The organism is Providencia sp., assembly GCF_003533305.1.
Taxonomy (GTDB): domain Bacteria; phylum Pseudomonadota; class Gammaproteobacteria; order Enterobacterales; family Enterobacteriaceae; genus Providencia.
Genome location: NZ_DOEH01000023.1, coordinates 164,310 through 176,146 on the forward strand (window position 1 = coordinate 164,310; position 11,837 = coordinate 176,146).

The 11,837-nt window shown below is 41.2% G+C and carries 12 protein-coding genes; 2 read left to right on the top strand and 10 right to left on the bottom strand.

Annotation, left to right across the window (positions count from 1 at the left end; all coding sequences use genetic code 11):
- Positions 1-135 precede the first annotated feature (135 nt).
- Together ispA and xseB are read right to left on the bottom strand one after the other, a co-directional pair.
- Positions 136-1,053: a (2E,6E)-farnesyl diphosphate synthase gene (ispA, locus tag DD649_RS15135; protein WP_336430914.1), complete on the bottom strand. Its 918-nt coding sequence runs from the start codon at positions 1,051-1,053 to the stop codon at positions 136-138.
- Positions 1,054-1,056: 3 nt separating this feature from the next.
- A complete protein-coding gene (xseB, locus tag DD649_RS15140; protein ID WP_294109109.1) occupies positions 1,057-1,308 on the bottom strand; it encodes an exodeoxyribonuclease VII small subunit in 252 nt (83 codons plus the stop codon).
- Between the two features lie 221 nt (positions 1,309-1,529).
- Between xseB and thiI the strand changes: the two genes are divergently transcribed.
- Positions 1,530-2,981, top strand: a complete 1,452-nt coding sequence (gene thiI, locus DD649_RS15145; protein ID WP_294108430.1) for a tRNA uracil 4-sulfurtransferase ThiI — start codon at positions 1,530-1,532, stop codon at positions 2,979-2,981.
- Positions 2,982-3,033: 52 nt separating this feature from the next.
- Here the strand turns inward: thiI and yajL are convergent, their stop codons facing one another.
- Together yajL and panE are read right to left on the bottom strand one after the other, a co-directional pair.
- A complete protein-coding gene (yajL, locus tag DD649_RS15150) occupies positions 3,034-3,627 on the bottom strand; it encodes a protein deglycase YajL (protein ID WP_294108432.1) in 594 nt (197 codons plus the stop codon).
- A complete protein-coding gene (gene panE / locus DD649_RS15155) occupies positions 3,590-4,501 on the bottom strand; it encodes a 2-dehydropantoate 2-reductase (RefSeq protein WP_294108434.1) in 912 nt (303 codons plus the stop codon). The genes yajL and panE overlap by 38 nt, the downstream gene beginning before the upstream one ends.
- Before the next feature lie 250 nt (positions 4,502-4,751).
- On the opposite strand from panE, the gene DD649_RS15160 reads away from it, so the two are divergent.
- Positions 4,752-5,243: a YajQ family cyclic di-GMP-binding protein gene (locus DD649_RS15160; protein ID WP_294109116.1), complete on the top strand. Its 492-nt coding sequence runs from the start codon at positions 4,752-4,754 to the stop codon at positions 5,241-5,243.
- Positions 5,244-5,337: 94 nt separating this feature from the next.
- Here DD649_RS15160 and DD649_RS15165 read toward each other — a convergent pair whose 3' ends face one another.
- The 6 genes from DD649_RS15165 to cyoA all read right to left on the bottom strand — a co-directional run bounded on the left by DD649_RS15165 (position 5,338) and on the right by cyoA (position 11,832).
- Positions 5,338-6,702: an MFS transporter gene (locus DD649_RS15165; RefSeq protein WP_294108436.1), complete on the bottom strand. Its 1,365-nt coding sequence runs from the start codon at positions 6,700-6,702 to the stop codon at positions 5,338-5,340.
- 349 nt (positions 6,703-7,051) lie between these two features.
- Positions 7,052-7,939 (bottom strand): heme o synthase, encoded by an 888-nt coding sequence (gene cyoE / locus DD649_RS15170; RefSeq protein ID WP_294108437.1) that lies wholly within the window; start codon positions 7,937-7,939, stop codon positions 7,052-7,054.
- A gap of 12 nt (positions 7,940-7,951) precedes the next feature.
- Entirely contained in the window at positions 7,952-8,284 is a 333-nt protein-coding gene (locus DD649_RS15175) for a cytochrome o ubiquinol oxidase subunit IV (RefSeq protein ID WP_294108439.1), read from the bottom strand.
- A complete protein-coding gene (locus DD649_RS15180; RefSeq protein ID WP_294108441.1) occupies positions 8,285-8,899 on the bottom strand; it encodes a cytochrome o ubiquinol oxidase subunit III in 615 nt (204 codons plus the stop codon).
- On the bottom strand, positions 8,889-10,880 hold the full coding sequence (gene cyoB / locus DD649_RS15185; RefSeq protein WP_294108443.1) for a cytochrome o ubiquinol oxidase subunit I: 1,992 nt from the start codon (positions 10,878-10,880) through the stop codon (positions 8,889-8,891). Before cyoB ends, DD649_RS15180 begins: the two co-directional genes overlap by 11 nt.
- Positions 10,881-10,884: 4 nt before the next feature.
- Positions 10,885-11,832 carry a cytochrome o ubiquinol oxidase subunit II gene (gene cyoA, locus DD649_RS15190; RefSeq protein ID WP_294108447.1) on the bottom strand — a complete coding sequence of 316 codons (948 nt, stop codon included), beginning with the start codon at positions 11,830-11,832 and terminating at the stop codon, positions 10,885-10,887.
- Positions 11,833-11,837: the final 5 nt, after the last annotated feature.

The window sequence follows — 11,837 nt, forward strand, 5'->3', positions numbered from 1 at the left end:
CCTTTGTATGCTCCTCGGGATAGGTCTACCTACAATTTGAATTATTAGGGTATAACCCGTCATACAATTTAAATTACATCGGGTAATAATGTTGTAATTATCGGCCTTATGAATGCCAAAAGGCAAAGCATATTGTCAGCTTTTACGCTCAATAATGAAATTAGCTAAAGCTTTCAGCATTTCTATATTATAGCCTTGCGATTGGATAGTCTCTAAAGCTGCAATTGAATTATGATAAAGCTCACGTGCTTTTTGTTGTGCAGATTCAAGGCCTAACAGGGATGGATAAGTACTTTTCTCATGTTCAGCATCTGCACCTTGACGCTTACCTGTCACCGAACTGTCGCCAATAACGTCTAGGATATCGTCTTGAACCTGAAAGGCAAGGCCGATAGATTCAGCATATTTATCTAAAGCCGGTAATAATAAATGACCTTTTTCACCTGCAGAATATGCGCCTAAACGAATTGCTGAGCGAATGAGTGCGCCTGTTTTATGTTGATGAATACGTTCTAGGGCAACAAGATCAACGCGTTTACCTTCTGCATCAAGATCTAAAGCTTGCCCGCCACACATACCCGCGAGGCCACTTGCATAAGATAGCTCTGCAATCATTGCAATTCTGTCTTTGTCGCAAACATCTGGCATTTGTGCTGATGACAATAATTGAAAGGCTAATGTTTGTAGGGCATCACCCGCTAAAACTGCATTACCTTCACCAAACTTGATATGACAAGTCGGTTGACCTCTGCGTAGGTCGTCGTCATCCATAGCAGGTAAATCGTCATGAATTAACGAATAAGCATGAATGCATTCAACGGCAGCAGCGGGCACATCTAAGTTTTCTTGGGATACACCCAGCATTGAACCTACAGCATAGGTTAAAAATGGGCGTAAACGTTTTCCACCCAATAACGTGCCATATTTCATTGCTTGAGCTAAAGGTAAATCAGCAAAAGGTAATGCATCTAAGGCTGTTAATAAATATTGATTAACTCTTTCGTGGGCTTGTTGCTGTTGCTGAACGAAATTATTTAGGTATTTTTCGGACATAATTTATTCTGTATCAGGTGAAAAATCATCAAGGGGTTTATTTTCATCATCACTAAGCAGAATTTGAACACGTTGTTCTGCTTGTTGTAAGACTTTTTGGCCCTGCTTAGCAATTTGAACACCGCGTTCAAACTCATTTAGCGCATCCTCTAATGGAAGATCGCCAGACTCAAGGCGAGCAACGATTTGCTCAAGCTCTTTTAGCGAGTTTTCAAAACTAACAGTTGGAACTTTTTGGGATTTTTCTTTAGCCATCATTCATTAACCAGTAATGTTAAATCACTTGTTCGAAGGTATTTTAATTGTTTAGCAGACTAACGCAGTCTCGGCGTGGTTACAATTTATTATTGGTGTTTTTAGATTCGCCGCGCAAGATAGTGTTATAATGCTTCCCATTATTGACAATCGGTAAAGTGTACGTGTGTCGCGTTTAAAATACGTTCGTTTTTCCCTATAACCTTGAACATGCCGCTATTATGAAGTTTATCATTAAGTTATTCCCAGAAATTACCATTAAAAGCCAGACTGTTAGAATACGATTCATTAAAATCCTAACCAGTAGTATCCGTAATGTCCTTAAACCGTTTGGTGAAGAAATCGCGGTTGTCCGTCATTGGGATAACATTGAAGTGCGTGTAAAAGGGGAAACACAACACGACGAAATTTGCGATATGTTAAGTCGTATTCCTGGTATTCACCATATTCTTGAAGTGGAAGATAAACCCTTCACCAGCTTGCACCATATCTATGAGATGGTGTATGAATATTATGCGCCTTCACTTGAAAATAAAACCTTTTGTGTTCGAGTAAAACGTAGAGGTAAACATGAATTTACCTCGATTGAGGCAGAGCGTTATATTGGCGGTGGGTTAAATCAACACATTGCGACAGCAAAAGTTAAACTGACTGATCCTGATACAACTGTGCATTTAGAAATTGAAGATGAAAATCTTATTTTAGTTAAAGCGCGTATTGAAGGAATTGGTGGCTTCCCCATTGGAACTCAAGAAGATGTTTTATCCTTAATTTCAGGTGGATTTGACTCTGGTGTTTCTAGCTATATGTTGATGCGCCGCGGTTGCCGTGTTCACTACTGCTTCTTTAATCTTGGTGGTGCGGCACATGAAATTGGTGTGAAGCAAATTGCGCACTATTTATGGAATCGTTTTGGTAGCTCGCACAAAGTTCGTTTTATTTCGGTTAACTTTGAACCTGTTGTTGCTGAAATTTTAGAAAAAGTTGATGACGGTCAGATGGGCGTTGTGCTTAAGCGCATGATGGTTCGCGCTGCATCTAAAGTTGCTGAACGTTATGGTGTTCAAGCGATTGTCACCGGTGAAGCGTTAGGGCAAGTTTCTAGCCAAACACTGACTAATTTGCGTCTTATCGATAATGCCTCTGATACCTTGATTTTAAGACCACTTATTTCCCATGATAAAGAGCACATTATTAAAGTAGCTCGCCAGATTGGAACTGAAGAGTTTTCAAGAACGATGCCTGAATATTGTGGCGTTATCTCAAAAAGTCCAACAGTTAAAGCGGTTAAAGCTAAAATTGAAGCGGAAGAAGCTAACTTTGATTTTAGTATTTTAGATGCGGTTGTTCAGCAATCACAAAATATTGATATTCGCCAAATCGCGCAGGAAAGCCTTGAGAAGGTGCCTGAAGTTGAAATGGTTAGTGATTTATCCGCGGCTAATGAAGTCGTCTTAGATATCCGCTCACCGGATGAACATGAAGATAAGCCTTTGGTGATTGACGGTATTGAAGTTAAACACATTCCGTTTTACCGTTTAAGTACGCAGTTCGGTGATTTACCGAAAGAAAAAACCTATTTGTTGTATTGCGATCGTGGGGTCATGAGCCGTTTGCAAGCGCTATACTTGAAAGAACAAGGGTTTGATAATATTAAAGTTTATCGTCCGTAATCGCTTATTTAAAAAGAGCAGGGGAACCAATAAACCTGCTCTTTTTAAGGTACTAATCTTCTAAATAATCATTGATCCCGTTGGGTAAAACCAATTGTGACGCAACCTCGCCAGCAATTTTTCGACCAAGTAATAATTCAATCAGTTTTAATGCAAAATCAAATGAGGTTGCAGGACCTTGGCTGGTTAACAAATTAACGCGCTCATCGAAGTAAACACGTTTATCGACCCATCTATTCGTTGGAATTTTATCTTTCAATGTCGGGAAGGCGGTCATATTACCGAATGGAAATAACTGGTGATATTCTAAAACCACGACTGGAGCTGCACAAATTGCGGCCACAATTTTACCATCAAGATGCATGCGTCGTACTTTTTCAACCACTAAAGGACTATCACGAAAAACCTCAGCACCCGCGAGTCCTCCGGGTAATACGATGGCATCAAAAGGCTCATCCGCCACATTGATTAGTGGGGTATCCGCAATAAACTTCATTCCTCTTGATGCAGTAATTTCAACGGAGCTATCTTCGGTGACGCTAGCTAGCGTCACTTGTATACCAGCTCTGACAAGTAAATCAGCCGTAGTGACTGTTTCTATTTCTTCACTACCATTGGCTACGCATATTAGAACTGAAGCCGTCATATTGTTGTTCTCTGTTTTTAACTAAGTGATATAAACGGTCATTTTCCGGCGTTTGGAGACCATGAGCTCTGGCTTGCTTTATCAAATATCCAGTAATGTAATCAATTTCTGTGCGCCGATGATTACGAATGTCTTGCAGCATTGATGAATAGTTATCTTTTGTATTATCAATGATGCCATAAATGTACTCGGTAAGTTCGGCTTTGTCGGTATGTAATCCTTCAGCGGTCATGACCTGACAAATTTCATCAATAATGCGTTCAACTTGTTTAACGTGATGAATAAGCGCACCATTTTTATCATTATATTCGACAGTGAGCGGATTTATCACGCAGTTTGCAATTAACTTTCGCCAACAGGTCGTTATAATTTGATTGTGCCATGCAACGTCAGGTAAGGCTTCATGTAGGACATCAGCAATAGGGTAATAAAATTCAGCTTGAGAATTGACGGCACCAATATGAGTAATACCATTAGCAACATGAAAGACTTGGTTGTGCTCTTGCCAAGCAGCATGAGTTGTTACCCCACTTAAAAATGGGTGTCGTAAAGCGCCGAGCTCTTCAATTGTCCCCATTCCGTTATGGAGCAGTAAAATGGGGCTAGTTTCAGGAATACTGCTAAGTAGTGGCAGCAATGCATCAGAAACTTGCCACGCTTTTAGACAGACAATCACTAACTCGCTGGTATTAAGGTGATTAATATTATTACAAGGAATGAGTTCGCGAAAAGTACGGCCATCGGGCTCATTGACATCAACAAATAAATCCGGTTGAGCAATACGTAACCAGCCTTGGGTATCATGGCCTTGCAAGGTCAGCGAAGCAAGCCAGAGCTTACCTATCGCACCGCAACCAATAAGGGTTATTTTCATCGGGCCCCTCTAAAATAATACCACTTTGAAATAGGCTATCTAAACTTTACCTTGTAAAGTCTATCAGATAGATATCCAGTATATACTCTAACGAATTCAAGTTGTAGGAAGAGAGTAAATGAATGAGACTCACAGAGCACAGATAAGTGAATAAGCGCAGCTAACAATGCAACAGCTCGCGCAACAACTTGAAGTATGGCAACTAAAAACGTTATTATGCGCACAACATTGATTATCAGGAGGCCTTAATATGCCATCATTTGATATTGTATCTGAAGTTGAAATGAATGAAGTCCGTAATGCGGTAGAAAATGCTCAGCGCGAGCTTACAACCCGTTGGGATTTTAAAAACGTAGAAGCTAGCATTGAATTGAACGAAAAAAATGAATCTATAAAAGTGACCAGTGCGTCAGACTTTCAGGTTCTTCAGTTGATTGATATTCTACGAGAAAAAATGTCAAAACGTGGTATTGATGGCGCGGTACTTAAAGTGCCTGAAGACGTTGTCCATAGTGGCAAAACCTATAGTGTAGAGGTTACTCTACAAGAAGGTATTGATGCTGCGACCGCGAAAAAAATCATTAAACTGATTAAAGACAGTAAATTAAAAGTTCAAGCGCAAATTCAAGGTGAGCAAGTCCGTGTGACTGGGAAAGCGCGCGATGACCTACAAGGGGTTATGGCGTTAGTGCGTTCTGGTGATTTAGGTCAACCGTTCCAATTTAATAATTTCCGCGATTAATTTACACGATTGATTTTCGATTAGCCCACTTTATGTGGGCTAATTTAGTTAAAAATAATGCATTTAAAAAGAATAGGTTGAAGACGAATAAATGTTAATCAGCGTGAATAATTGCTTCGAGTTGTTCTCGCGAAATCACTTTTCTATCAATTTTGACATAAACGCTCATTTCTTCATCAATTATCACGACTTCCATTACCCCTTCTTGAGACTCAAGCTGCTGCTGAAGTCGCGCTATATTTTTAAAGCGATGGGGCAATATTAAGCGAATACTGCTGACATAAGGGGGTTGTTGCATTGTTAGGCTGATAATGAACCACACAATAGTGAGCACTAACCCACTGATAAATACTGTGCTTGCACCATCAAAGTCATATAGCCATCCACCTAAAATTCCACCAATAGCGACACCTAAAAATTGGCTGGTAGAGTAAACACCCATCGCAGTACCTTTATAACCCGCCGGCGCTTCTTTGCTGATGAGCGAAGGTAAAATTGCTTCCATCACATTGAATGCAATGAAAAAGAGTTGAATACCGATAAAAATCACCCATAAATGGCTGGCAGATAACCACAACGTCACTTCCGCAAGTGCCAGAACCACAATGCAAAATAGGAAAACCTGCTTCATTTTGCGGTATTTTTCTGCGTAGATAATAAAAGGCAATACAGTGACAAAGGCGATTAACATGGTGATCAAATAGGCTTTCCAATGATCTTTAGCTAAATAACCTGCGTCGGTCATGATCAACGGAAGTGCAACAAAGCTCGACATCAAGAGTGCGTGCAAACATAAAATACCGATATTAAGCTTAAGTAGTGGCGGATGCATCAGCACGGTTTTTAAGTTACTTTTTACAAAAGCAGACTCACGGTTCACTATATGATGACTGCTATTGGGTACGACAAAAATCGTCACAACGATGGCACCAATGGCCAGTAGCGTAATTCCCCAAAATAGCCCGCTTAATCCAACTATATGCGTGATGATAGGCCCTAATACTAAGGCGATCGCAAAGGTTACCCCAAAGCTAATGCCTAAAAAGGCCATGGCTTTAGTTCGATTCTGTTCACGGGTTAAGTCTGAAAGAAGAGCCATTACGGCAGCTGAAATTGCACCAGCCCCTTGTAATGCGCGACCAATAATAATTCCCCATATAGAATCACTGAGGGCGGCAACAACACTACCAATAATAAAGATGACTAAACCAAAAATAATTAAGGGTTTACGGCCTATTTTGTCAGACATCAAGCCAAAAGGGATTTGGAATAGTGCTTGGCTTAAACCATAAATACCAATAGCAACACCCACTAAAAATTCACTGGCTCCCTGCAAATGTAAGCCATAACTGGTCAAAATAGGTAAGACCATAAACATGCCAAGCATGCGAAGGGAGAAAATAGAACCCAGTCCCCAAGTGGCGCGGAGTTCTAGGGGGGTCATTTTGTTATCATTCATTTTTATTCTTCATATTTCGTGCTGTAGCGGTGTTGGCTTCTCTTGGCTACTTAGGTCACATACTTATTATGCTCCCTAAGGTATCCTCGTTTGCCGCCTTGCTACAACACGAACTATTTTGAATAAACACGTTATGTTGTAGCAAAAATAATTTAAATCAAGCTATTAGCATTTTTAATAGTGCATTTAATATCTAGCTTATAAATAGCAAGCGGCTATTTAACCATAAAATAGATTAATATAGATAGGCAGAATAAGTAAAAGTGAGTTGCAAAAGCAGTTAGAGATAAATAAAAATGGCAGGGAAGCCCCCGCCATTTATATATGCTTATCATTAATGATGAATAAATTATCTAACGAGTGCTATAACAGTATCGCTTGAAACGATAGGGTCGATTGACATCATCACACTTAGCGAAGTTATCGCAACAATTGAGAAGATGAACAATTTTCTTGCCCAAACACGGTCATCATTTTCGGTTTTGAAACCCGAAATAGCCATGCCAAGCCACCATAAGCTCACTGCTGCACCAACTATTAAATATTTATAACCAGCGTACCCGCTGATTGCCAACATTAACGTTGCGACCATAAACGCTAGGATGTACAAGAAGATATGTGTTTTAGCGACAGATATTCCCTTGATAACCGGCAGAACCGGAATGTTAGCTGCCTGATAATCCTTAAAGCGGAAAATGGCAATGGCATAGGAATGCGGCATTTGCCACAAGCTGAAGATTAATAACAGGATAAGAGCACCTGCATCAAATTCATTTGTGACTGCGCAGTAACCGATAACCGGTGGTGCTGCGCCAGAAAGGCTGCCAATTAATGTGCCATATACTGATTTACGTTTCATATAAAGGCTATAAACGCCAACATAAACAATGAAACCAATTATCGCCAACAGCATTGCCAGTGCATTAGCTGCTACGAGTAGCAGCACAACACCCGCAATACCTAACACAGTTGCGTAAATCAGACTAACTTTCGGGTCAATCAGCCCTTTAACTAAAGGGCGATTCTTGGTTCTTTCCATGATACGGTCAATATCACGGTCAATGTAGTTGTTGAAAACACAACCAGAAGCCACGACCAGTGATACACCCAGCAAAGTCGCAATAAACAGCGGATAATCTATCGAGCCTTTTGAGGCAAGGAGAAAACCGCCGATCACAGAAATCAGATTTCCGAAGATAATTCCTGGTTTGGTCACTTGCAGGTATTTCTTAAACATAATGGCAACTCTTTAGTCGAGCATCATATTGATGTTCAGGTTGTACATAATCCACAGAGAGCCAATTACAACGATACCGACGATTAGCATAGTGAACAGGAATGCTACGAGGTTCCATCGCTCATCTGATGATGTGTTCATGTGTAAGAAGCATATAAGGTGAACAAAGATTTGCACAACAGCCATCCCAACAACAGTCCAAAGGATTGCGGCTTGTGATGCAGTACCTTCCATCACCATCCAGAAAGGAATTACTGTCAGGATAATAGACAGAATAAAACCAATCATGTAAGTCTTAACGCTACCGTGGCTTGCTCCGGTATGAGCATCTTTTGCATGACTCATTTAAATTGCCCCCAGCAGATAAACAACGGTAAATACACAGATCCAAACAACATCTAAGAAGTGCCAGAACAGGCTAAGGCAATTTAGACGCGTCTTGTTGACTTCAGTTAGACCACGGCGAGAAACTTGGATCATCATGATGATAATCCAAATCAGACCTGCGGTGACGTGCAGACCATGGGTAGCAACTAAAGCGAAGAATCCAGATAAGAAGCCACTGCGATCAGGACCAAAGCCTTCAGAGATAAGCTCATGGAACTCATAGACTTCCATAAATACGAAGCCAAGACCCAGTAAGAACGTTGCAAACAGCCATAAATTGACGAATGCAATTTTGCCTCTGTGCATGGCAATCATCGCGAAGCCGTAAGTGATACTACTGACTAACAGTAAGAATGTTTCACCTAATACGAACTTCAGACTGAAGATGTCTTTACCTGCAGGACCACCAGCAGTGCCATCAGCCAAAACAACATAGGTTGCAAATAGGCAGGCAAACAGGATCAAGTCACTCATTATGTAGATCCAGAAACCAAAGACTTTAGTTCCGCCTGCATCATGATGCCCATGCTCTGCATGGGCTAAGTTTTGATTAGTCACTGTATTAGTTGACATCGTTCACACCTGCCTTACGTAATTCTTCAAAGTGCTTATTCTCGATTTGCTCGATTTCAGCCACAGGTACGTAGTAATCAACATCTTCGTCGAAGCTTTTTGCAATCCAAGTAACAATCATGCCACCAAAACCAACGATTGCGAGCCACCAGATGTGCCAGATCATTGCGAAACCTAATAACAAGCTAAATGCAGCGATAATTACGCCAGCGCCTGTATTTTTTGGCATATGAATTTCTTCATATGAAGTTGGTTTTTTATGAGCGGTACCTTTCTCTTTCATATCCCACCAAGCATCACGCGTTTGAATATGTGGTTCAACGGCGAAGTTATAGAATGGTGGTGGAGAAGAGGTTGCCCACTCCAGTGTACGTCCACCCCATGGGTCACCGGTTAAATCACGGTTAGCATGGCGGTCACGAATACTGACAATGACTTGAATTACCTGACATGCAATACCAAGTGCAATGACCGCAGCACCAACTGCAGCAGTTACGAGCATTGCGTGGTAAGCAGGATCAATATTCTGGCTTAGGCGACGAGTCATACCCATGAAGCCTAGGATATATAGCGGCATAAATGCTAAGAAGAAACCGATAATCCAGAACCAGAATGCGCGAACACCCCATTTCTCATTTAATGAGAAACCGTATGCTTTCGGGAACCAGTAAGTCATACCAGCAAAACAACCGAATACAACACCACCGATAATTACGTTATGGAAGTGAGCAATTAAGAATAGGCTGTTATGTAGAACGAAGTTTGCACCCGGAACGGCTAATAGAACACCTGTCATACCACCAACTGAGAAGGTGATGATAAAACCGATAGTCCATAACATTGGGGATTTTAATTCGATACGACCTTGGTACATGGTGAACAGCCAGTTGAAAATCTTAACCCCAGTTGGGATTGCGATAATCATGGTTGCAACACCAAAGAAGGCATTGACGTTTGCACCAGACCCCATGGTAAAGAAGTGGTGTAGCCAAACGACGAATGACATCACGGTAATGGCGATTGTTGCCCAAACCAATGAGGTATAACCGAATAGACGTTTTTTGGAGAATGTTGCTGCAACTTCTGAGAATACACCAAATACAGGCAGTACAAGGATATAAACTTCAGGATGTCCCCAAGCCCAAATCAAGTTAATGTACATCATCATGTTGCCACCCATATCATTCGTGAAGAAATGAGTGCCAATATAGCGGTCTAATGTCAGTAACGTGAGGGTAACTGTTAAAATAGGGAAAGCTGCAATAATTAGGATGTTGGTACAAAATGCTGTCCAAGTAAAGACAGGCATTTTCATCATCGACATACCTGGTGCACGCATACGGATAATCGTCGCGAAGAAGTTAACACCTGTCAATAATGTACCTATACCGGATATCTGTAGACTCCAAAGCCAGTAATCGACCCCGACGCCAGGATTGTACTCCAAGCCAGATAGTGGTGGGTAAGCTAACCAACCTGTTTGTGCGAATTCGCCAACCCCTAAAGAGATGTTGATAAGTACAACACCAACAACAAAGAACCAGAAGCTCAATGAGTTTAGGAATGGGAAGGCAACGTCACGAGCACCAATTTGCAGAGGAACTACAAAGTTCATCAAACCAACAACAAATGGAGTTGCCATGAAGAAAATCATGATAACGCCGTGTGCGGTAAAGATTTGGTCATAGTGATGAGGGTTTAAATAACCTTCTTGGCCAGCAGAGGCTAGAACTTGCTGACCACGCATCATGATGGCATCCGCGAAGCCGCGGAATAACATAACCATCGCAACGATGATATACATGATACCAATTTTTTTGTGGTCAACAGTTGTTAGCCACTCTTTCCACAACCATTTCCATTTACCAAAATAGGTAATCACACCCAGTAATGCTAGTCCACCTAGGACAATAGCGATCAGTGTGATAACAATAATTGGCTCATGAAGTGGAATTGCATCTAGTGTTAATTTTCCGAACATGCCCTTATTCCTCAGCGCCTGCATGAGCATTATGGCCCATATGCATAGATTGATCTGTAGATTCTTTAGTCGTTTCTACAGGCGCGTGACCTTGATGGTGTTCATGACCAAACTTGAGAACAATTTCGTCATACAGTTTAGGTTTCACGCTAGAGAAGTAGGTAACAGGAACGTTAATGCTAGGCTTAGCGACTTCATCAAATGCCTGCATTGTATCCATGGTTTTAGGTGAAGTTTTCACCTTTTGTACCCACTCTTCGAAGCCTTGGCGGTCAGGAGTTGCAATTGCATTGAACTTCATATCGGAGAAGCCTTTGCCACTATAGCTTGCAGAGAAGCCTTTATAGGTGCCAGGTTCATTAGCGATTAAGTGAAGTTTAGTTTGCATACCCGCCATCGCGTAGATTTGGCCACCCAAAGATGGAATGAAGAACGAGTTCATCACCGAATCAGACGTGATTTTGAAGTTTACAGGCACACCAGTAGGGAATGCGATTTCGTTAACTGTTGCAATACCTTGCTCTGGATAAATAAATATCCATTTCCAGTCGGCAGAAATAACTTCAATGGTAATAGGTTCCTGATCACTAACTAATGGCTGATACGGATCCAGCTCATGCGTCGTTTTCCAAGTAATGGTACCGAGAATAATGATAATAATGATAGGAACAGTCCAGCAGACTAGCTCAATTTTATTTGAGTGAGCCCAGTTAGGACGATAGGTTGCTGACTTATTGGATTCACGGTATTTCATAGCAAAAATAAATGCCATAAAGATAACAGGGATCACAACAAGGAGCATTAAGCCAACTGCAATAAGAATTAGCTCTTTTTGTTTAACGCCAACGGCGCCTTTTGGGTCCATCAACACCATATCACAACCGCCTAATAGTAAGGCTGCTACAACCAGTGAGATTGCTCCAATACTTTTTTTGTAGTTCATAAGTCTCATCCACG

Bases quoted from the DNA above. Each gene is read 5' to 3' on its own strand.
- ispA (WP_336430914.1), bottom strand. From the start codon at position 1,053: ATGTCCGAAAAATACCTAAATAATTTCGTTCAGCAACAGCAACAAGCC.
- xseB (WP_294109109.1), bottom strand. From the start codon at position 1,308: ATGGCTAAAGAAAAATCCCAAAAAGTTCCAACTGTTAGTTTTGAAAAC.
- thiI (WP_294108430.1), top strand. From the start codon at position 1,530: ATGAAGTTTATCATTAAGTTATTCCCAGAAATTACCATTAAAAGCCAG.
- yajL (WP_294108432.1), bottom strand. From the start codon at position 3,627: ATGACGGCTTCAGTTCTAATATGCGTAGCCAATGGTAGTGAAGAAATA.
- panE (WP_294108434.1), bottom strand. From the start codon at position 4,501: ATGAAAATAACCCTTATTGGTTGCGGTGCGATAGGTAAGCTCTGGCTT.
- DD649_RS15160 (WP_294109116.1), top strand. From the start codon at position 4,752: ATGCCATCATTTGATATTGTATCTGAAGTTGAAATGAATGAAGTCCGT.
- DD649_RS15165 (WP_294108436.1), bottom strand. From the start codon at position 6,702: ATGAATGATAACAAAATGACCCCCCTAGAACTCCGCGCCACTTGGGGA.
- cyoE (WP_294108437.1), bottom strand. From the start codon at position 7,939: ATGTTTAAGAAATACCTGCAAGTGACCAAACCAGGAATTATCTTCGGA.
- DD649_RS15175 (WP_294108439.1), bottom strand. From the start codon at position 8,284: ATGAGTCATGCAAAAGATGCTCATACCGGAGCAAGCCACGGTAGCGTT.
- DD649_RS15180 (WP_294108441.1), bottom strand. From the start codon at position 8,899: ATGTCAACTAATACAGTGACTAATCAAAACTTAGCCCATGCAGAGCAT.
- cyoB (WP_294108443.1), bottom strand. From the start codon at position 10,880: ATGTTCGGAAAATTAACACTAGATGCAATTCCACTTCATGAGCCAATT.
- cyoA (WP_294108447.1), bottom strand. From the start codon at position 11,832: ATGAGACTTATGAACTACAAAAAAAGTATTGGAGCAATCTCACTGGTT.